Here is a 22195-nt window from a genome sequence, read left to right as displayed (position 1 = left end):
CGGGGCTGATATTTCAGCCTCGCCGGCGTTTGAGGCGCGGGGGTCCGGGGGCGGAGCCCCCGGTTTCGGGAAGGGGCGGGGAGGGGAACTGCTCCGCGCAGCGAAACAGTGGCAGCGGGATTACAGGGCTACGCCCAGGAGGGCGTCGACCGTGCGGGAGACCAGGCCCGGGGCCGTGATGTCGTCGCCGTCGGAGGCGTTCTGGGCGTCCACCCAGCGGTCCACCGCGGCCAGCGCCGCAGGGGCGTCCAGGTCGTCCGCGAGGGCCGCCCGGACCTCCTCCACCAGCGCGTCGGCCGGCAGGCCGTCCGGCCGGGACACCGCAGCCCGCCACCGGGCCAGACGGGCCTCCGCCTCGGCGAGGACCGCGTCGGTCCACTCCCAGTCGGCCCGGTAGTGGTGCGACAGGAGCGCGAGGCGGATCGCCGCCGGGTCCACCCCGGCCCGCCGCAGCGCGGAGACGAAGACCAGGTTGCCCTTGGACTTCGACATCTTCTCGCCGTGCAGCGCGACCATGCCCGCGTGCACGTACGCCTTGGCCATGGGGAACTCGCCCGTGAGGACCTGCGCGTGCGAGGCCCCCATCTCGTGGTGCGGGAAGGCGAGGTCCGACCCGCCGCCCTGGATGTCGAAGCCCATTCCCAGGTGGTCCAGGGCGATGGCGACGCACTCGATGTGCCAGCCGGGCCGGCCGCGGCCCAGCGAGCCGCCGTCCCAGCTCGGCTCGCCCGGTCGCGCGGCCATCCACAGCATCGGGTCGACCGGGTTCTTCTTGCCCGGCCGCTCCGGGTCGCCGCCGCGCTCCGCGGACAGCAGCCGCATCGCCTCGGCGTCCAGGTTGGACACCTGGCCGAAGTTCACGTCGGACTCCACCGAGAAGTAGACGTCCCCGTCCAGCTCGTACGCCGCGCCCGCGTCCCGCAGCCGCTCCACGAGCGGCACGATGCCCGGTATGGCCTCGACGGCGCCGATGTAGTGCTGCGGGGGCAGGATGCGCAGTGCGGTCATGTCCTCGCGGAACAGGGCGGTCTCGCGCTCCGCGAGCTCGGTCCAGTCGTGTCCGTCGCGCAGCGCCCGCTCGAGCAGGGGGTCGTCGACGTCGGTGACGTTCTGGACGTAGTGAACCTGCCGCTTGGTGTCGAGCCACACGCGCTGCACGAGGTCGAACGCGTTGTAGGTCGCCGCGTGACCGATGTGGGTCGCGTCGTACGGAGTGATGCCGCAGACGTAGATACGGGCGACGGGACCGGGGTCGAGGGTGATCTTCCCCTGGGTCGCGGTGTCGTGGATCTGGAGGTCGCGGCCCTTGCCGGGAAGGGCGGGGACCTCAGAAGCGGGCCAGGCATGCATGCCTCGAGCCTAACCGGACGCGTGTTCCGAAAACTAACCGGACCAGCAGGGTTGGCCTGATCGGCGCTCTTGCGGTCCGGCCGGTTCTGTGCGTGTCGCGGGGTGCGCCGGCCCCGTCCTGCTCAGACGGGCGGCCAGGGGATGGCGGGCCACTGCCCGGAGGGCTTGGGATGCACCCCGGTGCGCAGCAGACGCGCCACCCTGGCCCGTACGGCGGCCAGCTCGGCGGGCGTGATCAGTTCGGCCAGCCGGGTGGCGAGCGCCTCCCCGGCCGCGAGCCGCCCCTGGAGCAGCCCCAGCACCTCCTGGGCCTCGTCGGTCAGCGGCTCCCCCGCCCAGCCCCACAGGAGGGTGCGCAGCTTGTCCTCGACGTGGAAGCTCACCCCGTGGTCGATGCCGTACAGGCGCCCGTCGGGGCCGGGCAGCAGGTGGCCGCCCTTGCGGTCGCCGTTGTTGATCACGGCGTCGAGGACGGAGAGGCGGCGCAGCCGCGGATCGTCCGCGTGGACGAGGAGCGCGGTGCGGCCCTCGCCGACGTCGGCGAAGCCGACGGGCTTCCAGCCCTCCCCCGCCTCCTCGCCCTCGACGAGGGCCAGCAGCCCGCTCCCGTCGGCTTCGGCTTCGGCCTCGCCGCCGCGGTGCCCGGACTCGATCCACTGCTGGACCATGCCCTCCCCGTACGGCCCGTCGCGCAGCACGGTCGGCGGCACCAGGCCCCAGCCGGTGGCCTCGGAGACCAGGTAGGCGGCGACCTCCCGGCGGGCGAGGTTGCCGTCCGGGAAGTCCCACAGGGGGCGCTCCCCCTTGACCGGCTTGTACACGCAGTCGACGTCGGCACCCCCGTACGTCGCCGTGCACAGCAGGACCGCGTTGGACGCCCCCGGGATCCGGCCGACGACGGTCAGCTCGCCCTTGGCGAGCACTTCCTCGAGCTCCCCCGTGGCCTTCACACCTGGCGCCGGTAGCCGTTCTGGCGGGGGCACACGTGGCCCTCGGGGTCCAGCGGCAGGCTGCACAGCGGGCACGGCGGCCGGCCGGCGTTGACCACGTCCAGGGCCCGCTTGGCGAAGGCCCGGGCCTGCGCGCCGGTGAGGCGGACGCGGAGCATCGGCGGGCCGTTCTCCTCGTCCTGCAGCAGCCGCTCCTCCGCCTCGGCGAGGTCCTCCTCGGAGTCGACGTCGATCTCCACCAGTGCCTGCGCCTCGACGATCATCCGCTGCTGCTCGCCGTCCCAGGCCAGGGCCATGGTGCCGACGCGGAACTCCTCGTCGACGGGGACGTCCAGCGGCGCCGTGTCGGCGGCCTCGGTGGGGGCCACGGCCGGGACCGCCGCGTTGCCGCCGGTGCGCCGTACGACCTCGTCCAGCAGCTCGTCCATCCGCTCGGCAAGCGCGGCGACCTGGGTCTTCTCCAGGGAGACGCTGGTGACGCGGGGGCCGGCGGAGGCCTGCAGGAAGAACGTACGGCGTCCCGGCAGACCGACCGTGCCGGCCACGAAGCGGTCCGGCGGGTCGTAGAGGAACACCTGACGGGGCACGTCCAGTCTCCAAGTCTCGGCGGCAGGGGCACGGGTGCGCACTAGTGTTGGCCCATCCACCCTACTGCGCCGTTCGATCACGCCGCGCCCGCACCGCCTCCCACGACCGCGTTCCCGCCGTCCTCGGTGGCCGCCTCGAAGCTCGCGGTGTCGGCGCCGGCCGCGTCCGGTACGCGGGCGGGGCGCGGGGCGAGCGAGCCGAAGTCGCCGGTGTCGCCGAGCCTGAGCAGGAACGGCCGCGTCGCGGTGTAGCGGACGGCCGTGACGGAGCAGGGGTCGACGTGGATGCGCTGGAAGAGGTCGAGGTGCATGCCGAGGGCGTCCGCGACAAGGGACTTGATGATGTCGCCGTGCGAGCACATCAGGAAGACGGCGTCGCTGCCGTGCTCCTGCTCGATCCGCGCGTTCCACTCCTGCACGGCGTCCACGGCGCGGGCCTGCATCGCGCGCAGGGACTCCCCGCCGGGGAAGGCGGCGGCCGACGGGTGCTGCTGGACGATCTTCATCAGGGGTTCGTCGGCGAGCTCGGAGAGTTTGCGGTTGGACCAGTCGCCGTAGTGGCATTCGCCGATCCGCTCGTCGGTGTGCAGCTCGAGCTCGGGGCGGGCGGCGAGCAGCGGTTCGAGGGTCTCCCGGCAGCGCTGGAGGGGGCTGCTGACGGCTGCGGCGAGCGGCACCCCGTCGAGCCGTCCGGGCAGGGCCGCGGCCTGCTCCGCGCCGCGTGCGTCGAGGGCCACGCCCGGGGTCCATCCGGCGAGCAGCCCTGCGGTGTTGGCGGTGGACCGCCCGTGTCGTACGAGGATCAGCGTGGCCATGGCGCCAAGCCTAGGGCCTGCCGTCACATTCCCGTCGTCGCCCGAAGGGCGGCCCTGCGCTGTCTGGTGCGTGCTCTCGCCGTGCCGGGCGGAAGCCCGCGTACTGGGCGTACTCGGGCTTTCGCCCGGTACGGCGAGAGTGCGTGCCAGGCGCCGCAGGGCAGACGGGAATGTGACGGCAGGCCCTAAGGCCTGCCGGGCGGCGGGAGGGGTGCGGGGGCGCGGGCCGGAAAGCGGTCGGCGGGGGCGGCGGGCGGGGCGGCGCTGGTGCGGGCGGGCGCCGGGCGGGGGAGAATGCCCGGCGTGATTGTCGACTGCGCGATGTACCGGGACGGCCGCCGCTCCCCCGCCCCGGAGGATTTCTCCGATGCCCTCGACGAGGCGCGGGCGGTGGGCGACGCGTTCCTCTGGGTCGGCATGCACGAGCCGACGGAGGAGGAATTCGAGCACGTCAGCCGGGAGTTCGGGCTGCACAAGCTGGCGGTCGAGGACGCGCTGACGGCGCACCAGCGGCCCAAGCTGGAGGTGTACGACGACTCGCTGTTCGTCGTGCTGAAGCCGGTGGTGTACGACGACGACGCGGACACGGTGGCCACCGGCGAGCTGATGGTGTTCATCGGCGACTCGTTCGTGGTCACGGTCCGGCACGGCGAGGGGGCCCCGCTGGCCGCCGTGCGCACCCGGCTGGAACAGGAGCCGGAGGTGCTGCGGCACGGCCCGACGGCGGTGCTGTACGCGGTGTCCGACGCGGTGGTGGACCACTACATCGAGGTGGCGGCCGAGCTCCAGGCGGACCTGGAGGAGCTGGAGGCGGAGGTCTTCGCCCCGGTCCCCCCGGACACCCGGAACACCGCCGCCCGGATCTACGGCTTCAAGCGGCAGGTGCTGGAGTTCCGGCGGGCGACGAGCCCGCTGCTGGCGCCGATGGACCGGCTGGCCTCCGGGACGGTGCCGTTCGTGCACGACCACGCCAAGCCGTTCTTCCGGGACGTGTCCGACCACCTCACGAAGGCCAACGAGTACATCGAGGGGCTGGACCGGCTGCTGTCGGACGCGCTGGCCGCGCACCTGGCGCAGATGGGCGTCCGGCAGAACGACGACATGCGCAAGATCTCCGCGTGGGCGGCGATGGCCGCCGTCCCGACGATGGTCGCGGGGATCTACGGGATGAACTTCGACCACATGCCGGAGCTCCGGCACGCGTGGGGCTATCCGGCGGTGCTGGTGGTGATGGCGGCGGCCTGCCTGGGCCTGCACCGGCTGTTCAAGTCCCGCGGCTGGCTGTAGCGCCGCGGCAGGGGGACGGCACTACGCGAACTCGGGGGCGCCGGTCGGCGCGCCGCCCAGGGCGTTGCGCCGCTCGGGCGGGTGCAGGTCGACCATCCGGTGCCAGCCGGCGAAGCGCTCCCAGGCGTACATGCCGCGGATACCGGCGGCGAGCGCGGCCGATTTGGCGGCGGGCCAGTGCAGGAGCCGGCCCATGTGGCCCATGACGGCGAGGCTCACGTCGCGGTAGACGGTGATCTCGGTGAGGGCGCTCTCGCGCAGCACCCGCTGGATGGTGCGGCCGTGGCCCCCGCGGGCGAGGCGGAGCAGTTCCTCGTGGCAGTAGGCGAGGTGGTTGTCCTCGTCGTTGCTGATCATGCGGATGGCCTTGCCGACCTCGGGGTGGTCGCCGAAGTGCCGCACGAGCATGTCCATCTGGTCGGCGGCGCGCTGCTCGGTCACCCGGCTGTGCGAGAGGTAGACGACGATGTCCTCCTCCGTCAGCGGCTCGTCGGAGCGGAGCTTGGCGTGGGCCAGGCCGATGCCGCTGCGCTCCAGCAGCATCGTGTAGTCGGTCTCGGGCGGTACGGGGACGGCCGGCAGGCCCCGCTTGCGCAGCAGGGCGTGGAAGATGCGGCCGTGCTTGTCCTCGTCGGCCCCGTGCCGGGCGATCTTGGGGGCGAGGTCGCGCATGCTGTCGGGCACGAGGGCCGCGATCCGCGCGTTCTCCCACCCGCCCTGGGACTCCCCGCTGGCGGCGATCGAGCAGAACAGCTGGAAGGAGTCGTCGTGGTCGACGATCTCCTGGAACAGGCTGCGGGCAGAGACCATGCATCGAGTCAACGGCCGTTCCGGGGGCCGGGCAACCGAGGGGCCGCCGGACTCGGCCGAACGGGGTGGCGCCCCGGGCGTAACCCGGCGGGCCCCGTGCGCGTTGTTGGCTGTGTCGGCCGTGGCGGGGAAGACCCCCGAGCCCCCACCACGGCCGCAGGGCCCTCGGGCCCGGGTCAGGCGAGGCCGGCCAGCTCCAGGGCCTCGGTGCCGGCGCGCAGCGCGGTGATCCGCTCGTCCAGGGTGAACCCGGCCGGGGCGAGGGTCAGCGTGGTGACGCCGGCCTCGGCGTAGGCCCGCATCCGGTCCGCGATGCGCTCGACCGAACCGAGCAGGGTGGTGGAGTCGATCAGCGAGTGCGGGACGGCCTCGGCGGCGCCCGTCTTGTCGCCCGACAGGTACCTGTCCTGGATCTCGGCGGCCTCCTTCTCGTACCCCATGCGCTGGGCGAGCTGGTTGTAGAAGTTCTGCTTGCGGCTGCCCATGCCGCCGACGTACAGGGCCGTGTAGGGGCGGAACATGTCGGCGAGGCCGTTCACGTCGTCGCCGACGGCCAGCGGGACGGTCGGGCAGACGTCGAAGCCGTCCATGGTGAGCCCGGCCTTCTCGCGACCCGCCCGGATGTGGGTGAGGGCGGTGGCCTCCAGGTGCTCGGCGGCCGGGAAGATCAGCAGGGCGCCGTCGGCGATCTCGCCGGTCTGCTCGAGGTTCTTCGGGCCGATGGCGGCGATGTAGAGCGGGATGTGCTCGCGCTCAGGGTGCACGGTCAGCTTGATCGGCTTGCCCGGGCCGCCCGGCAGGGGCAGGGTCCAGTGCTCGCCCTCGTACGTGAGGCGCTCGCGGGTCATCGCCTTGCGGACGATCTCCACGTACTCGCGGGTCCGGGCGAGCGGCTTGTCGAACTTCACGCCGTACCAGCCCTCGGAGACCTGGGGGCCGGAGACGCCCAGGCCCAGGCGGAAGCGGCCGCCGGTGAGCGAGTCGAGGGTGGCGGCCGTCATGGCGGTCATCGCGGGCTGGCGGGCCGGGATCTGCATGATCGCGGAGCCGACGTCGATGCGCTCCGTCTGGGCGGCGACCCAGGCGAGCACGGTCGGCGCGTCCGAGCCGTAGGCCTCGGCGGCCCAGCAGACGTCGTAGCCGAGGCGGTCCGCCTCCTGGGCCACGGCCAGGTTGTCCGCGTCCATGCCGGCGCCCCAGTAGCCGAGATTGATGCCGAGCCGCATGTGTCGTCCCCTTACCGGTTTACCGATCAGTAACGTTGGTCTGGGCAGGGACTGTAGCGCGCCCGGGTCCGTGGCGTCAGTGCCCCGCTAGTCTCAGCGTTCATGGAGCAGAGGCATCTCGGCCGCACCGGCCTGCGCGTGTCCCGGATCGGCCTCGGCACCCTGACGTGGGGCCGCGACGCGCAGGGCCCGGACGAGCCGGGCACCGCCGAGCTGTTGAAGACCTTCTGGGAGGCGGGCGGGACGCTCGTCGACACCGCCGACGTGTACGGAGGCGGTGAGGCGGAGTACCTGCTCGGGCGGCTCGTCGGCTCGCTGGTGCCGCGGCGGGAGCTGGTCATCGCGACGAAGGCGGGCGGCGTGCCGGATCCCGACCGGCGCTTCGACGGCTCGCGCGGGCACCTGCTCGCCGCGCTGGACGATTCCCTGGCCCGGCTGGGCACGGAGTACGTGGACTTGTGGCAGGTCCACGCCTTCGACCCCGGCACCCCGCTGGAGGAGACCCTCCACGCGGTGGACCTGGCGGTCAGCAGCGGGCGGGCCCGGTACGCGGGGGTGTGCAACTTCAGCGGCTGGCAGCTGGCGAAGGCGGCCACGTGGCAGCTGGCCTCGCCGGGGCTGCGCACCCGCCTGGCCACCACCCAGATGGAGTACTCCCTCCTCCAGCGGGGCGTGGAGCGGGAGGTGCTCCCCGCGGCGCTGGACCTGGGCATCGGACTGCTGCCGTCCTCCCCGCTGGGGCGCGGGGTGCTGACGGGCAAGTACCGGTCGGGCATCCCGGCGGACTCCCGGGGCGCGTCGCCCGCCATGGCCGGCTTCGTGGAGCCGTACCTGGACGACACGGCGGCCGGGATCGTGCACGCGGTGGCCACGGCAGCCCACGGCCTGGCCGTGACCCCGCTCCAGGTGGCCCTGGCATGGGTCCGGGACCGGCCCGGGGTGGTCGCGCCACTGGTCGGCGCGCGCACCTCACCGCAGCTGGCAGAGGCACTGTCGGTGGAGACCCTTACCCTTCCGGAGGAAATCCGCCAGGCGCTGGACGATGTCTCGGCGCCGGTGCACCGCTACCCGGATCACGACTGGAGCACGCTGTGAGCACGGACCGCAACCCCGCCGCCCCGGAGGCCACCCCGGCCCCCGACACCCCCGGGGCGGCCCCCACGCGGCCCGACCCCGACACGGCCACCCCACCCCCGAACGCCCCCTCTGACACCCCACCCGACGCCGCCGAGGCACCGCAGGCCGACGGGCCTGCCGGCGAAGCGGCGGACGGAGCGGAAGCCGACGCAGGCGACAACGGGGCAGCCGCCGCCGGTGCGCCGCAGGCGGAGTCGGCATCCGGCGGAGCCGGGGCAGACGGGGGGCCGGGGGCGGAGTCCCCGGTTTCGGAAAGGGGCGGGGAGGGGGAAAGCCCCGCAGGGGACGGCGACAGCCCCCGGCTCAGCGAAGCCGAGGCGGAGCTCGCCGCCCAGAAGGTCGAACGGGAGCGCATCGAGCGGCGCAAGGCACAGCGCCAGGGCCCGGTCGAGGCCGGCGCCAAGCTCAGCGGCAAGGCCGCGGACCTGCTGGCCGCCGTACGGGCCGTGGAGAGCGGCGAGAAGGCCGCCCCGCGGTACTTCGACGAGGCGGAGGGCGGGGCGCGCAGGCCCGCTCCGGCCCCCGCCCCGCAGCCGCAGCCGCGCCCCCGCCCGGCGGCGGCTCCCGAACCCTCCGCTGAGGGCATCGAGGCCGTACGGGCCGTCCTCGCCCGCGGCGGCGCCCCCGCCGAGCTGGCGGCCCGGGCCGCCGCCGTCCTCGGCGAGGCGGCCGCCGAGGAGCTCACCGAGAACCCCTGGCGGCTCCTGGCGGTCACCGGCGTCCGCCCCACCCAGGCCGACGGGTTCGCCCGCGCCCTGCTCGGCCCCGAGGCCGGCCCGGCCGATGACCGCCGCGCCGCCGCCCTGGTCGGCTGGCTGCTGGAGCAGGCCGCGCTCAAGGGCCACACCGCCCTGGAGGCCCCGACCCTGGAATCGGCCCTGGCCCAGTACGGCGTGCCGAGGCCGGGCGACGCCCTGGAGCAGGCCATCGCCGAGGGCCTGGTCCTGGTGTTCCACGAGCCGCTGGACACGCCCGCTGCCCAGTCCACCGCCCAGTCCACCGCCCAGTCCGCCGCCCAGGACGACGCGGAAGACGACGCGGAAGACGCCGCACAGCCCGTACGCGTCCTGGTCGGCCTGGAGGGCTACGCCCTGGCCGAGGAGAGCCTCGCCGACGGCCTGGCCCGGCTGGCCGGCACCTTCGCCGGCCCGGCCGACTGGGACGCCCCCGCCACCGGCCCGGGCGCCGAGCTGATCCGCGCGGTCGCGGCCCACGGCCTCGTCGTGCACACCGGCGGCGAGGCCGCCCGCGCCGAGCCGCTGGCCCTGGTGGCGGCCGCCCGGGAGCGGGGCCTGCGCACCTGCCTGGCGGCGCACGCCCCGGGCCGCCGGGAGGCCGTCACGGTGGCCGGGCTGCTCGCCGGCACGGAGGGCCCGCAGCGGGACGCGGACGGACAGTTCGAGCTCGACCTGCTGGTCGTCCTGGACGCGCCGCAGCTGGACGTGGAGACCGCCGCCGCCCTGGTGGAGTCGGTGCCCGACGGCGCCCGCCTGGTCCTGTCCGGGGACCCGGGGGTGCTCGGATCGGCGGGCCCGGGCCGGGTGTTCGCCGACGTGCTCGCGGCCCGCGCCTGCCCGCAGCTGGTCTCCCGCATCCCCGATCCGGGCCCGCTCGGCGAGCTGGTGTCGGGGATCGGCATCGGCGAACTGAACCAGGTCGACGCCCCCGGCAAGGAGGTCGTCATCGTCCCCGTGCGCGACGCCGGCGAAGCCGTGCACCGCACCGTGCAGCTGGTGGCCGAGTCGGTGCCGCGCGCCTTCGGGGTCGGGGCGGACGGCATCCAGGTGATCACCCCGGGCCACGGCGGCCCGGCGGGCACGCGTGCGCTGAACGCGGCCCTGAAGGAGCGGCTGAACCCCGGCCCGGGCCGGTTCGGCGGCTTCGACCCCGGCGACCGCGTGGTCCACGTGCCCTCGCCGGGGCGGGTGGTGCCGGGCCGCGTGGTGTCCGCCGACGCCGAGGGCCTGCACCTGGACGCCGCGGGCGGGCGCATCGTCGTACCGCGGGAGCGGGTGGAGGCGCAGGTGCGGCACGGCTGGGCGGTGACGGCGCACCAGGCGGTGGGCGCGCGCTGGCCCGCGGTGGTGGCCGTGCTCCCGGGCGATGCGGCGCAGGCCCTGTCGCGGGACTGGGTGTACACGGCCTTCGGCCGGGCCGAGCGGCACCTGTCGGTCGTGCACGGCGTGGACCAGGCCCTCGCCCACGCGGTCGCCCAGGTGCTGCCGAAGCCGCGGACGACCCGCCTGGCGGGCCTGCTGCGGGCCCTGACGGCGGCGGCGCAGGAGCAGCCCGAGAGCTGACGACCCGAGCCGGGCCGGCCGTCCGGCCCACCCGCACACCGCGGCCCCCGCCCTTCCCGGGCGGGGGCCGCGACATGTCCGGCGGGGACGCGGACACAGGGGCAAGCCGACGGATCAGGCGGGCGCCAGACCCGGTTCGGCCGCCTCGTCGTCCTCGGCCTCGTCCTCCTCGTCGAAGTCGTCGGTGTCCTCGTCGAACACGGAGCTGACGTCGAACCGGTGCAGCACGTCCTGCGGATCGGTGTTCCCGAAGGGCTCGCCGAGCCACTCCCCCGGTTCCGCGACCTCGTGCGCGGCCGCGATCCAGAGGGTCGAGTCGCCCTCCTCGAGGCCGAAGTCCTTGGCGCAGGAGGCGATCTCGTCGGGCTCGTACTCCCCGAACAGGACGCCCAGGGCGCCGGCGGTGCCGCCGTCGTGGACGAGTTCGGCGTCCCGGTCGTGCGCGGCGACCCGGTCGGCCTGCGCGATCAGCCGCGACGGCTGGACGACGGTGTAGTCGCGGCGGATGAGCACGCTGAACGCGGCGGGCTCCGCGGGCCCCGCGTACGGGGCGCCGTCCTCGGGGGTGGGGATCTCGAACGGGGTGACCTCGTCGTAGCGGTCGTAGAGGAGTTCGTCGTACTCCTCGGCGGCGGCGGCGAGTTCGTTGAACGCGGCGTAGACGGCCGGGTCCTCGTCCCCGATCCTGCTCTCGACCGCGGCGAGGTGACGGTCGATGGCGGCCTTGACCGCCTCGGCGGCGGCGCGTACCTCGGCAACAGTGGGCAGAGCGGCATCAGACATAGTGCAGACGCTATCCGTAGCAGGGTGGTGCCCGCACAATAGATGCGATGCCGGAATACGAATTTGTCGACGTGTACGTGCCTCGCGGAGTCCCCCGCATCGAGGCGACCCGCCTGCTGACCGACCATGCCGAGTACGGGAACTGGGAGCTCGACCGGCTGACCCTGCACCGGGACGGCAGTCGCCGCGTGCGGTTGCGCCGCCGGATCATCCGTCAGGTCCGGGCGACCTGGTGACGGTGGCGCGGGCCCCGCTCCCGGGGGCGGGGCCCACGCCGTGAGGGGCCGTCAGGCCGCGCTGCGGGCGCGGCGGTAGAGCACGGCTCCGGCGAGCAGCGTGCCGGCCGCGAGCGGGAGGGCGATGCCGAGGGCGTCACCGGCTCCCGTGGCGGCGAGTCCGGCCTGGTGGGCCGGCCCCAGTCCGACGGCGCCCCCGCTCCCCGTACCCGTCCCCTGGCCGGGGAGGGTGCCCGGGACGACCGAACCGGCCCCGGGGCCCGTGGGGCTGCCGGGCAGGCCGGGGTGACCGGGGGTTCCCGGCGTACCGGGCGTACCGGGCTGACCCGGCGTACCAGGGTTCCCGGGCGTACCCGGATTCCCCGGATTCCCGGGGTTCCCCGGCGTTCCCGGCCCCCCGGGCGTACCGGGGTTGCCCGGAGTGCCGGGCCCGCCCGGCTGGCCGGGGTGTCCCGGCTGCTCCTCGTCCTCGTCGCACGGCTCGTCCGGCTCCTCGGGCCCGCCCGGGTGGCCGGGGTACCCGGGCCCGCCCGGCTGGCCGGGGCTGCCGGGCTGACCCGGCTGCCCGGGCTGCCCCGGCTGTCCCGGCGCGGCCGAGTGGTGCGAACAGCGGTTTCCGAAGGCCGGGTTCAGGCCTCCCACCACCGTGACCGTGTTGCCGCAGACGTTGACCGGTGCATCCACCGGCGCCTGCACGGTGTTCCCGGACAGCACGCCCGGGGAGTTCGCGGTACTGCCGGACGCCCCGGAGTCGGCTTGCGCGTAGCCCCCGCCCAGCGCGAGCACACCCCCCGCAGCCGCCATCGTGATCAGGGTCTTCCTGGTGACCGCTGCCTGTCGTCGCATTGTCGATGTCCCCCTGCTGTGTACGAACCTCCGGGCCGTAAAGCCCGGCGGCCCCGGAGCGCTGGAATGCGCTCCGGGGCCCAAGACTTCAGACGCGTCAGGAGTTGACGCAGGTGTTGCCGAAGGCCGGGTTCAGCAGGCCGACCACGTTGATGGTGTTGCCGCACACGTTGACCGGAACGTGGATCGGAACCTGGACCACGTTGCCGGACACGACACCGGGGGAGCCGATGGCCGCACCCTGGGCACCCGCGTCGGCAACAGCCAGACCCGCACCCGCGAGAACCAGACCACCGGTGGCGGCGGCAGCGGCCACAACCTTCTTGAGCATTGTTCCTCCTAGTAGGCAATGCGGTCCCAGCCGCGGACCGCACCACCTGTAACGAGGAGGGATCACCGGAGCTACGAGCTTATGAGCGCATTCACTCTTCCCGGTGGAAAGCGCACACCCTCTCGAATCTCAGCAGTTGTCGATGAACCGGTCGAGCACGCGTACGCCGAACTTGAGCCCGTCCACCGGCACCCGCTCGTCCACGCCGTGGAACATCCCGGCGAAGTCCAGCTCCGGCGGCAGCTGCAGCGGCGCAAAGCCGAAGCAGCGGATGCCGAGGTCGTCGAAGGACTTGGCGTCCGTACCGCCGGAGAGCATGTACGGGACGGCGCGCGCGATCGGGTCCTCGGCTTTGAGGGCGCCCTGCATGGCGTCGACGAGCCGGCCGTCGAAGTCCGTCTCGAGGGCCTTGTCGCCGTGCACGTCCTCCCGCTTCACGCGCGGTCCGAGGATCCGGTCGAGGTCGGCGAAGAACTCGTCCTCGTAGCCGGGCAGGAAGCGGCCGTCCACGTGCGCGGTGGCCTGGCCGGGGATCACGTTGACCTTGTAGCCGGCGCCCAGCATCGTCGGCGCGGCCGAATTGCGCAGGGTGGCGCCGACCATCTTGGCGATGCCGCCGAGCTTGGCGAGGGTCGCGTCCATGTCGTCCGGGTCGAGGGGGGTGCCCAGCGCGTCCGAGAGCTCGTCGAGGAAGGAGCGCACGGTCTTGGTGACGCGCACCGGCCACTGGTGGCGGCCGAGCCGGCCCACGGCCTCGCAGAGCTCCGTGATGGCGTTGTCGTTGTTGGTCATGGAGCCGTGGCCCGCGGTGCCCTCGACCGTGAGCCGCATCCAGTGCATGCCCTTCTGGGCGGTCTCCACCAGGTACAGGCGCAGGTTCTCGTTGACGGTGAACGAGAAGCCGCCGACCTCGCCGATCGCCTCGGTGACGCCCTCGAAGAGCCCGGGGTGCTTGTCGACGAGGTGCCGGGCGCCGTAGACGCCGCCGGCCTCCTCGTCGGCGAGGAAGGCCAGCACGATGTCGCGCGGGGGCTTGCGGCCGCTGCGCAGCCGGTCGCGGACGACGGCGAGCGTCATCGCGTCCATGTCCTTCATGTCGACGGCGCCGCGGCCCCACACACAGCCGTCGGCGATCTCGCCGGAGAACGGGTCGTAGGTCCAGTCGGCGGCGTTCGCGGGCACCACGTCGGTGTGCCCGTGGATCAGCAGCGCCGGCCGCGAGGGGTCCTCGCCCTCGATCCGCGCGACGGTCGAGGCGCGGCCCTTGTGGGATTCGAAGATCTGCGGCTCCAGGCCGACCTCGGCGAGCTTCTCGGCGACCCATTCGGCGGCCTTGCGCTCGCCGGGGCCCGAGTGGTCCCCGTAGTTGCTCGTGTCGATCCGGATGAGGTCCCGGCAGAGGTCGACGACCTCGTCCTCGCCCGAGACGGTCCTGCCCGCGCTCGACTGGCTCACGCTGCTTCCTCCCACTGATCGGTACCGACTGCCCCCCATCCTCCCGCTTCGGCCCGCTCCGCCCAAGGGCGATCCCCGGCCGAGGGGGGTGTGATCGAGGGCCCCGAATGTTTGGTAATGTTTTCCACGTCGGAACGGCCGAGGGCCGCGAGACAGACACCTTGTCCGGGTGGCGGAATGGCAGACGCGCTAGCTTGAGGTGCTAGTGCCCTTTATCGGGCGTGGGGGTTCAAGTCCCCCCTCGGACACCACTGAGAACCCCTGCTGAGCAGGGGTTCTCTGCTTTTCCCGGCCGTTCTGCCGGTATCCTGGGGGTGTGATCGAGAATCTTCCTCCTTGCCCGAAGTGCTCCTGTGAGTACACGTACGAGATGAATGCGCTCGTGGTGTGCCCCGAGTGCGGCCACGAGTGGGTGCCCGCCGAGGACGGCGACCGGGACGCCGCCGCGGGCGGCGAGCGGGTCGTCAGGGACTCCGTGGGCAACGTCCTGCAGGACGGGGACAGCGTGACCGTCGTGAAGGCCCTCAAGGTCAAGGGCAGCGCGTCGGGCATCAAGGCCGGCACCAAGGTGCGCAACATCCGGATCGTCGACGGGGTCGACGGCCACGACATCGACTGCCGGATCGAGGGCTTCGGGGCCATGCAGCTGAAGTCCAGCGTGGTGAAGAAGGCCTGACCGGCCGCACATACGGGAAAGGACCCCGCCCTCGGGCGGGGTCCTTCTGCGTTTCGGCCGGGGCCGAGGGGGCTCAGCCGCGGGCCGCGATCTCCGCGACGCGGCGGCGGACCAGGAACCAGCCGCCGACCAGGGCGGCGCCGATGGCCGGGACGCACAGGACGGTGGTGCGGCCGACGCCGCCGTCGCACCACATCAGGACCAGCACCGAGAGCAGGAAGACCAGGGTGACGATCTGGGTGTACGGGGCCCAGGGCAGGCGGTACGCGGGGCGCTCCACGAGGCCGTTCTGCGCGCGGCGCCAGAAGAACAGCGAGCAGATCATGACCATCGCCCAGGTGCCGAGGATGCCCAGCGAGGCGAAGTTCAGGACGAGCTCGAAGGCGTCCGCCGGCATCAGGTAGTTCAGGCCCACGCCGGCGAGGCCGAAGGCGGCGGTGAACAGGACGCCGCCGTAGGGGACCTTGCCCTTGTTCATGCGGGCGGTGAACTTGGGCGCGGAGCCGGACATGGCCATCGAGCGCAGGATGCGGCCGGTGGAGTAGAGGCCGGAGTTGAGGCTGGAGAGGGCCGCGGTCAGCACGACGAGGTTCATGATGCCGGCGGTGCCGGGGATGCCGAGCTTGTCGAAGACGGTGACGAAGGGGCTCTGGTCGGCGGAGTACGAGGTGTACGGCAGCAGCATCGCGAGCAGGACGACGGAGCCGACGTAGAAGAGGCCGACGCGCCACATGATCGAGTTGATCGCCTTCGGCATGATCTTCTCGGGGTTCTCGGTCTCGCCCGCGGCGACGCCGCACAGCTCGACGGAGGCGTACGCGAAGACGACGCCCTGGACGACCAGGAGCATCGGCATGACGCCAGAGGGGAAGATGCCGCCGTTGTCGGTGATGGTGGACAGGCCCGGGGTGTGACCGCCGATGTCGTGGCTGGTGGCGACCAGGTAGATCGCGACCACCAGGAAGATCGCCAGGGCGGCGACCTTGACCAGGGAGAACCAGAACTCCATCTCGCCGAAGTACTTCACCGAGATCAGGTTCGCGGTGAGGACCACGGCGAGGGCGACCAGGGCCAGGGCCCACTGGGGGATGCTGGTGAACATCGACCAGAAGTGCGCGTAGGTGGCGGCGGCCGTGATGTCGGCCACAGTGGTCGTGGACCAGTTCAGGAAGTACAGCCAGCCGGCCGTGTAGGCGCCCTTCTCCCCCATGAACTCGCGCGCGTACGAGACGAACGCGCCGGAGGACGGGCGGTAGAGGACGAGCTCGCCGAGGGCCCGGACGACGAAGAAGGCGAAGATGCCGCACACCGCGTAGGCGATCGCGAGGGAGGGGCCGGCGCCGTGGAGGCGGCCGCCGGCGCCGAGGAACAGGCCGGTGCCTATCGCCCCGCCGATGGCGATCATGTTGATGTGGCGGGACTTGAGGTCCTTGCTGTAACCCTCGTCACCTGCGTCGACGTGGCTGGAGGACGCCGGGGCGGGTGCCCCGGTCAAGGTGCGGTCGCTCATGTGGTGCTTCGCCTTCGTGGGTGGGACAGGCATGTCCGGGCCTGGGCGCAGGGGACCTGGGTGGTGTCACCTGTGCGGCGGTCCGGTGTTTTTGTCGCCATAGGAGACCATGACCCCCGGCCATGGCCAAAACCCGGCCCCGTTACGCCGAGGCCCCCGACGACCTTGGAAACGGGCTTCGGGGGCCTGGCAGGGGCACGAAAGCGAGGACGAAGGCGAGGACCGCAGCCGCTCGGCCCGGCCCCCGGGGTCAGTCGCGCGGGGCGGCCTCCGCGGCCTGGTCGAGCCGGAAGGCCTCGTTGCCCAGGCCGATGCGGGCGTGCACCTCGGGGTTGCTGCCGCGCAGCAGGACCCCGTACAGCAGTCCGCCGACGGCGGCCGCGCCGATGACGGCGGGCAGCAGCCAGCTGAGGGCGGAGCCCTTCTCGGCGCCGACGAGGACGCCGAAGTCCTTCACGGTGTAGACGGCGATGCCGAGCAGCGCGATCCCGGCGAGTCCGGCGGCGAGGAGGCGCCAGAGCTGGGCGGCGGCGGTGCCGCGGCGGACGAAGAAGGCGATGACGGCGAAGGAGGCGGCGGCCATGAGGAGGGTCACACCGAGCGCGCCGACGCTGCCCATCCAGGTGAACAGGTGCAGGACGGGCGCGGTGGGGTCGCCGCCCGGCTTGTCGTCGGTGAAGGCGAAGGCGAGGACGACGACGGTGGCGACGGCCGTCTGGAGCAGGGAGCCGGTGGCGGGGGCGCCGGTGCCCGGGTTGGTGCGGCCGAAGGAGGCGGGCAGGAGGCCCTCGCGGCCCATGGCGAAGGCGTAGCGGGCGACCACGTTGTGGAAGCTGAGCATGGCCGCGAACATGCCGGTGACGAAGAGGACGTGCAGGACGTCGGTGAAGGCGGTGCCCAGGCGGCTCTCGGTGAGCTGGAAGAGCAGGCCGGGGCCGGCCTCGGCGGAGGTCTTGACGATCTCGGAGGGGCCGGTGGCCACGGTCAGGGCCCAGGCGCTGAAGGCGAAGAAGAGGGCGACGAAGCCGACGGCGAGGAACATCACGCGGGAGACGACGATGTGCGGCTTGCTGGTCTCCTCGGCGTAGACCGGGGACTGCTCGAAGCCGACGAAGGCGGCGATGCAGAAGCACAGGGCGGTGCCGAGGCCGGCGCCGCCGAGGGTCGAGGGGTTGAAGGCGTGCAGGGAGAGGCCTTCGGCTCCGGGGTCGCCGAGGGCGGCCACGTCGAAGACGACGACGAGGGCGCACTCGATCAGGAGCAGGACGCCGAGGACCCGGGCGTTGAGGTCGATCTTGAGCCAGCCGAGGGCGCCGGTGAGGGCGACGGCGGCCAGGGCGGGTATCCACCAGGCCAGGTCGGTCTTGAGGTAGGTGGCGAAGAGGTTGGAGATCTCGAAGCCGAGGATGCCGTAGACGCCGACCTGCATGGCGCTGTAGGCGACGAGGGCCACGAACGAGGCGCCGGCGCCGGCGGTGGGACCCAGCCCCCGGGCGATGTACGCGTAGAAGGCGCCCGCGTTGTGGACGTGGCGGCTCATCTCGGCGTAGCCGACGCCGAAGAGCGCGAGCACGACGCCGAGGATCACGAACAGCAGGGGCTGGCCCACGACGCCCATCACGCCGAACGTGGTGGGCATCACGCCGGCGACGACCATCAGGGGGGCGCTGGCGGCCAGTACGGAGAGCAGCAGGCCGGCGGTGCCGAGGCGGTCGGCGCGCAGGGCGCGGTCCTGGCCCTTGTAGGTCCGGATCTCCGGAGCGGTGCCGAGCGTGGTGGATCTGCCCGTCGCCATGGCGGGTGTCCTTTCGGGGTGATCGACGCGGTGGGGCGGTGCGGTGGTGCGGTGGGGTGGGGCGGTGCGGTCGCGCGGCGCCGTCACGTGCCGAGCGCGGCGCTGCGTGCGGCGAGGAAGGCCTTGTGGGGGTCGAGGTCGGGATAGGACCAGGGCGCCCGGGTGGCGTGGCTGCCGATGCGGTGGAAGAGGGCGGCGGCCTCGGCGGGGCGGCCCTCGCAGAGCTTGGCGTGGGCGAGGAAGTTGAGGTCGACCCGGTTGCGGGGGTGGTCCTCGCGCTCCCATTCGAGCCACCAGTCGAAGGCGGCGCGCAGCACCTGGCGGGCGCGGCGGCCCGACCAGTGGGCGGCGGCGCCGTCGGGGGTGCGGCCGTGGGTGGCGGCGAGGACCCGGTAGCGCTCGGCGTGGGCGATGACCGGCAGGACGGCGAGCGGGGAGTCGGCCGGGGACTCCTCGGCGGCCCAGGCGGCGAAGTCGTAGACCTCGTGGAGCGGGTCGTGGCCGGAGGCGGGGGCGTGCTCGGCGAGGCGGGCGACCATCAGGTGGTGGGCGTGGTGGTGCTCGCGGTGGCGGGCCCGGACCTGGTCGAAGTGGCGGCTGAACTCCTCCGCGCTGCCGAAGGCGCGGGAGAGCATGAGCAGGCCGAGCCAGGGGGTGGGGTCGGCGGGGAGCAGCGCGGCGGCCCGCCGGCAGGCCTCCTCGGCGGCTTCGGGGGTGCCCTTGCGGCGCAGGGCGGTGAAGACGGCGGCGCAGGCGAGGAGGGTGGCGGCGTCGGCGCTGTCGGGTTCGGCGAGCAGCCATTCGCGGGCCCAGGCGGTGGCGGCCGGGGTCTCGGCGAGGACGACGACGCGGTGGCCGCGGCGGTCCCAGTCGTCGCCGGTGCCGGCGAGGAGGGCTCGGGCCTTGGCCCACCGGCCCTGGGTGAACTGGGAGCGGACGTCGACCAGTTCCGTGTCGCACAGGGCCGGGTCGAAGAGCTGGGCGTCCCGCTTGCGGGCGCGGCCGAGGGGCGGCGGAGGCGGGGACATCCGCGGTTTTCCCTCCAGGACACGGGCGCGGGACACGGGCGCGGGCGGACGGCATGACGGGGACGACAGGGATGATCACGCACAGCAAACCGGTAGGCGCAGCTCCGCGTCAAGGTCCGGTCCGCCGGGTGGCGCGTTTCAACTGGTCGGGAAGGGGCGGTTGTTGAGCGATTCGTTCCGGTTCGGTGGGGGTTCGGGTGCCGGTCGTAGGGTGGGCGCATGACGACGTACGAAGACCTCCCGCCGTACCTGCTCGGCTTCCCCGGGCCGCTGCGCGACCAACTGGTGGCCGCGGTGCTGAGCGGCGCGAAGACCGCGACGACGGGGCTGCTGCCCCAGTACGAGGCCGACGGCGAGCCGCTGCCCGCACCGGGCGACCGGGCGGTGCTGGTGGACTCGCGGGAGCGGGCCCTGGCGGTGGTGGAGGTGACGGACGTGAAGGTCCTCCGGCTCGCGGACGTGGACCTCCGGCACGCGCTGGACGAGGGGGAGGGATACGCGTCGGTGGCCGAATGGCGCGCCTCGCACGAGCGCTTCTGGCACAGCGATCCGGTCCGGGAGGCGCTGGGCGACCCGGAGTACACCGTCGACGACGACACCCTGGTCGTGGCGGAGCGGTTCCGGGTCGTGGAGCGGCTCGCCCGCGCCGTCTCCTGAAACGCCGGCGGGGCCGGAAGGGCCGCGGCCCGTCAGGCCACCGCCGCGGCGGCGGCGCGGCCGGCCGCGCGGCCCGAGAAGATGCAGCCGCCGAGGAAGGTGCCCTCCAGCGCCCGGTAGCCGTGGACGCCGCCGCCGCCGAACCCGGCCGCCTCCCCGGCCGCGTACAGGCCGGGCAGCGGGTCGCCGGAGTCGGTCAGGACCCGGGAGGACAGGTCGGTCTCCAGTCCGCCGAGGGACTTGCGGGTCAGGATCGACAGCCGTACGGCGATCAGCGGGCCGGCCTTCGGGTCCAGGATGCGGTGCGGGGCGGCGGTGCGGACGAGCCGGTCGCCGAGGTACTTGCGGGCGCCGTGGATGGCCGTGACCTGGAGGTCCTTGGTGAACGGGTTGGCGATCTCCCGGTCGCGGGCGGTGAGCTCCCGGCGGACGGTCTCCTCGTCGAGCAGGTCCTCCTTGGTGACCGCGTTCATGCCGCGCACCAGGGCGGACAGGTCCCGCTCGACGACGAAGTCGGCGCCGTGCTCCATGAACGCCCTGACCGGCCCGGGCACCGCCTGTCGGGCCCGGTCGATGACCTCGCGGACGGACCGGCCGGTGAGGTCGGGGTTCTGCTCGGAGCCGGACAGGCCGAACTCCTTGCCGATGATGCGCTCGTTCAGGACGAACCAGGTGTGGTCGTGGCCGGTCCGCATGATGTGTTCGAGCGTGCCGAGGGTGTCGAAGCCGGGGAAGAGCGGCACGGGGAGCCGCCGGCCGGTGGCGTCGAGCCAGAGCGACGAGGGGCCGGGCAGGATGCGGATGCCGTGCCGGGCCCAGATCGGGTTCCAGTTCTCGATGCCCTCGGTGTAGTGCCACATCCGGTCCTTGTTGATGTGGCGGGCGCCGGCGTCCTCGGCGATGCCCAGCATCAGGCCGTCCACGTGCGCCGGGACCCCGGAGAGCATCCGCTGCGGCGGGGTGCCCAGGCGGGCCGGCCACTGCTCGCGCACGAGGTCGTGGTTGCCGCCGATGCCTCCGCTGGTCACGATCACCGCCTGGGCCCGCAGCGAGAAGGCCCCGACCGCCTCGCGGCTGCTCGCGGTGCCGCGTACGGCGGCGGAGGGCCGCAGGATCTCACCGGTGACCGTGTCCAGGGCTCCGCCGGTGCGGGACAGCCCGGTGACGCGGTGGCGGAACCGCAGCTGCACCAGGCCCCGGGCCGCCCCGGCGCGGACGCGGCGCTCGAACGGCTCGACCAGGCCGGGGCCGGTGCCCCAGGTGATGTGGAAGCGGGGCACGGAGTTGCCGTGGCCGAGGGCGTCGTAGCCGCCCCGTTCGGCCCAGCCGACCACCGGGAAGAAGCGGACCCCGCGGGCGTGCAGCCAGGACCGCTTCTCGCCGGCCGCGAAGTCGACGTACGCCTCGGCCCAGCGGCGCGGCCAGGCGTCCTCCTCGCGGTCGAAGCCGGCGGTGCCGAACCAGTCCTGGAGGGCGAGCGCATGGCTGTCCTTGATCCGCATCCGGCGCTGCTCGGGCGAGTCGACGAAGAACAGGCCGCCGAAGGACCAGTGCGCCTGGCCGCCGAGGGACTGCTCGGGCTCCTGGTCGAGCAGGATCACCGTGCGGCCGGCGTCGACGAGCTCGGCGGTGGCCACCAGCCCGGCGAGCCCCGCCCCGATCACGATCACGTCTGCGTCGTACGTCATGCGCAACTGCCCCCTCCGGTCGGCTGTGGGGCAGATCCTTGGCTACGGAGCGGTAACCGGTCAATGGCGGTGGTTGGATGAACCGTGTGAGTGCTGCTGACGAAGTGCTGGACGTGGTGGACCGCGACGACCGGGTGACCGGGCAGGCGCCGCGCGGCGAGGTCTATGCCCGCGGGCTGCTCCACCGGTGCGTGTTCGTGCAGGCCAGGGACGCGGCCGGGCGGATCTTCGTGCACCGGCGGACCGCGTCGAAGCTGGTCTTCCCCTCCCACTACGACATGTTCGTGGGCGGGGTCCTCGGCGCCGGGGAGGGCTATGCCGAGGCCGCGCTGCGGGAGGCCGGGGAGGAGCTCGGGGTGGACGGGCTGGCGCAGCCGGAACCGCTGTTCAAGTTCCTGTACGAGGGCCCCGGCGGGGCGTGGTGGTCGTACGTGCACGAGGTGCGCTGCGATGCGCCGGTGCGGCCGCAGGAGTCGGAGGTGGCGTGGCACGCCTGGCTCTCCGAGGAGGAACTGGCGGCGCGGGTCGCGGACGGGGGGTGGCCGTGGGTGCCGGACGGCCTGGAGGCGTACCGGCGGCTCCGCGCCTTCCGCGGCCTACCGTAACCCCGCCGACACCTCCCTTCCCCGCCCCGCCGGGGTCCGGCAATTTCAGCCTCGCCGGCGTTTGAGGCGCGGGGTTTGGGGGTCATCTCGCAGTCGATCCACACCATGCGATCGTTCATGCGT

The 22195-nt window shown here is 73.4% G+C and carries 21 protein-coding genes and 1 tRNA gene; 8 read left to right on the top strand and 14 right to left on the bottom strand.

Features of this window, described 5'->3' with window-relative positions:
* Nucleotides 1-120 precede the first annotated feature (120 nt).
* The 4 genes from mshC to ABZ924_RS33015 form a co-directional block, all read right to left on the bottom strand.
* Nucleotides 121-1350, bottom strand: coding sequence for a cysteine--1-D-myo-inosityl 2-amino-2-deoxy-alpha-D-glucopyranoside ligase (gene mshC / locus ABZ924_RS33030; RefSeq protein ID WP_361918188.1), 1230 nt, complete (start codon nt 1348-1350; stop codon nt 121-123).
* A 122-nt stretch (nt 1351-1472) separates the two neighbouring features.
* Complete coding sequence (locus ABZ924_RS33025) at nt 1473-2333, bottom strand: SCO1664 family protein (RefSeq protein ID WP_361918185.1); 861 nt, start codon at nt 2331-2333, stop codon at nt 1473-1475.
* Nucleotides 2297-2887, bottom strand: coding sequence for a DUF3090 domain-containing protein (locus ABZ924_RS33020; RefSeq protein WP_361918182.1), 591 nt, complete (start codon nt 2885-2887; stop codon nt 2297-2299). The genes ABZ924_RS33025 and ABZ924_RS33020 overlap by 37 nt, the downstream gene beginning before the upstream one ends.
* A 77-nt stretch (nt 2888-2964) precedes the next feature.
* On the bottom strand, nt 2965-3702 hold the full coding sequence (locus ABZ924_RS33015; RefSeq protein ID WP_361918179.1) for a histidine phosphatase family protein: 738 nt from the start codon (nt 3700-3702) through the stop codon (nt 2965-2967).
* Between the two features lie 294 nt (nt 3703-3996).
* On the opposite strand from ABZ924_RS33015, the gene corA reads away from it, so the two are divergent.
* On the top strand, nt 3997-4989 hold the full coding sequence (gene corA, locus ABZ924_RS33010; RefSeq protein ID WP_361918176.1) for a magnesium/cobalt transporter CorA: 993 nt from the start codon (nt 3997-3999) through the stop codon (nt 4987-4989).
* A gap of 21 nt (nt 4990-5010) precedes the next feature.
* On the opposite strand, the gene ABZ924_RS33005 is transcribed toward corA, so the two are convergent.
* Together ABZ924_RS33005 and ABZ924_RS33000 are read right to left on the bottom strand one after the other, a co-directional pair.
* The gene (locus tag ABZ924_RS33005) at nt 5011-5799 is read right to left on the bottom strand and encodes a ferritin-like domain-containing protein (protein ID WP_361918173.1); all 789 of its coding nucleotides are present in this window, start codon (nt 5797-5799) and stop codon (nt 5011-5013) included.
* A gap of 176 nt (nt 5800-5975) precedes the next feature.
* Nucleotides 5976-7025 carry an LLM class F420-dependent oxidoreductase gene (locus ABZ924_RS33000; protein WP_361918170.1) on the bottom strand — a complete coding sequence of 350 codons (1050 nt, stop codon included), beginning with the start codon at nt 7023-7025 and terminating at the stop codon, nt 5976-5978.
* A gap of 102 nt (nt 7026-7127) precedes the next feature.
* On the opposite strand from ABZ924_RS33000, the gene ABZ924_RS32995 reads away from it, so the two are divergent.
* Together ABZ924_RS32995 and ABZ924_RS32990 are read left to right on the top strand one after the other, a co-directional pair.
* Entirely contained in the window at nt 7128-8120 is a 993-nt protein-coding gene (locus ABZ924_RS32995) for an aldo/keto reductase (RefSeq protein WP_361918167.1), read from the top strand.
* Nucleotides 8117-10462 carry a helix-hairpin-helix domain-containing protein gene (locus ABZ924_RS32990; protein WP_361918164.1) on the top strand — a complete coding sequence of 782 codons (2346 nt, stop codon included), beginning with the start codon at nt 8117-8119 and terminating at the stop codon, nt 10460-10462. Before ABZ924_RS32995 ends, ABZ924_RS32990 begins: the two co-directional genes overlap by 4 nt.
* Nucleotides 10463-10576: 114 nt before the next feature.
* Here the strand turns inward: ABZ924_RS32990 and ABZ924_RS32985 are convergent, their stop codons facing one another.
* Nucleotides 10577-11245: a hypothetical protein gene (locus tag ABZ924_RS32985; protein WP_361918161.1), complete on the bottom strand. Its 669-nt coding sequence runs from the start codon at nt 11243-11245 to the stop codon at nt 10577-10579.
* A gap of 47 nt (nt 11246-11292) precedes the next feature.
* Between ABZ924_RS32985 and ABZ924_RS32980 the strand changes: the two genes are divergently transcribed.
* Nucleotides 11293-11481: a DUF5703 family protein gene (locus tag ABZ924_RS32980; protein ID WP_361918158.1), complete on the top strand. Its 189-nt coding sequence runs from the start codon at nt 11293-11295 to the stop codon at nt 11479-11481.
* A gap of 51 nt (nt 11482-11532) precedes the next feature.
* On the opposite strand, the gene ABZ924_RS32975 is transcribed toward ABZ924_RS32980, so the two are convergent.
* From ABZ924_RS32975 to ABZ924_RS32965, 3 genes are all read right to left on the bottom strand, one after another.
* Nucleotides 11533-12327: a chaplin gene (locus ABZ924_RS32975; RefSeq protein ID WP_361918155.1), complete on the bottom strand. Its 795-nt coding sequence runs from the start codon at nt 12325-12327 to the stop codon at nt 11533-11535.
* Between the two features lie 97 nt (nt 12328-12424).
* The gene (chpH, locus tag ABZ924_RS32970; RefSeq protein ID WP_361918152.1) at nt 12425-12658 is read right to left on the bottom strand and encodes a chaplin ChpH; all 234 of its coding nucleotides are present in this window, start codon (nt 12656-12658) and stop codon (nt 12425-12427) included.
* Nucleotides 12659-12787: 129 nt separating this feature from the next.
* Nucleotides 12788-14113: a M20/M25/M40 family metallo-hydrolase gene (locus ABZ924_RS32965; protein ID WP_361918149.1), complete on the bottom strand. Its 1326-nt coding sequence runs from the start codon at nt 14111-14113 to the stop codon at nt 12788-12790.
* Nucleotides 14114-14276: 163 nt separating this feature from the next.
* Here ABZ924_RS32965 and ABZ924_RS32960 point away from each other — a divergent pair.
* Both ABZ924_RS32960 and ABZ924_RS32955 read left to right on the top strand, forming a co-directional pair.
* Nucleotides 14277-14364: transfer RNA gene (locus ABZ924_RS32960), tRNA-Leu, on the top strand.
* 65 nt (nt 14365-14429) lie between these two features.
* Nucleotides 14430-14789, top strand: a complete 360-nt coding sequence (locus ABZ924_RS32955; protein WP_361918146.1) for a zinc ribbon domain-containing protein YjdM — start codon at nt 14430-14432, stop codon at nt 14787-14789.
* Between the two features lie 73 nt (nt 14790-14862).
* Here the strand turns inward: ABZ924_RS32955 and ABZ924_RS32950 are convergent, their stop codons facing one another.
* The 3 genes from ABZ924_RS32950 to ABZ924_RS32940 all read right to left on the bottom strand — a co-directional run bounded on the left by ABZ924_RS32950 (nt 14863) and on the right by ABZ924_RS32940 (nt 19122).
* On the bottom strand, nt 14863-16299 hold the full coding sequence (locus ABZ924_RS32950) for an amino acid permease (RefSeq protein ID WP_361918143.1): 1437 nt from the start codon (nt 16297-16299) through the stop codon (nt 14863-14865).
* Nucleotides 16300-16549: 250 nt separating this feature from the next.
* Nucleotides 16550-18094: an APC family permease gene (locus ABZ924_RS32945; protein WP_361918140.1), complete on the bottom strand. Its 1545-nt coding sequence runs from the start codon at nt 18092-18094 to the stop codon at nt 16550-16552.
* Between the two features lie 83 nt (nt 18095-18177).
* Nucleotides 18178-19122: a hypothetical protein gene (locus tag ABZ924_RS32940; protein WP_361918137.1), complete on the bottom strand. Its 945-nt coding sequence runs from the start codon at nt 19120-19122 to the stop codon at nt 18178-18180.
* 219 nt (nt 19123-19341) lie between these two features.
* On the opposite strand from ABZ924_RS32940, the gene ABZ924_RS32935 reads away from it, so the two are divergent.
* Nucleotides 19342-19779 carry an ASCH domain-containing protein gene (locus tag ABZ924_RS32935; RefSeq protein ID WP_361918134.1) on the top strand — a complete coding sequence of 146 codons (438 nt, stop codon included), beginning with the start codon at nt 19342-19344 and terminating at the stop codon, nt 19777-19779.
* A gap of 32 nt (nt 19780-19811) precedes the next feature.
* On the opposite strand, the gene ABZ924_RS32930 is transcribed toward ABZ924_RS32935, so the two are convergent.
* Nucleotides 19812-21467, bottom strand: coding sequence for an FAD-binding dehydrogenase (locus ABZ924_RS32930; RefSeq protein ID WP_361918131.1), 1656 nt, complete (start codon nt 21465-21467; stop codon nt 19812-19814).
* Between the two features lie 86 nt (nt 21468-21553).
* Here ABZ924_RS32930 and ABZ924_RS32925 point away from each other — a divergent pair, with 86 nt between their 5' ends.
* Entirely contained in the window at nt 21554-22072 is a 519-nt protein-coding gene (locus ABZ924_RS32925; protein WP_361918128.1) for an NUDIX domain-containing protein, read from the top strand.
* Nucleotides 22073-22195: the final 123 nt, after the last annotated feature.

The sequence above is a fragment of the Streptomyces sp. NPDC046876 genome (assembly GCF_040645035.1).
Taxonomy (GTDB): Bacteria; Actinomycetota; Actinomycetes; order Streptomycetales; family Streptomycetaceae; genus Streptomyces.
This window is presented reverse-complemented; position numbering and strand designations above follow the sequence as displayed.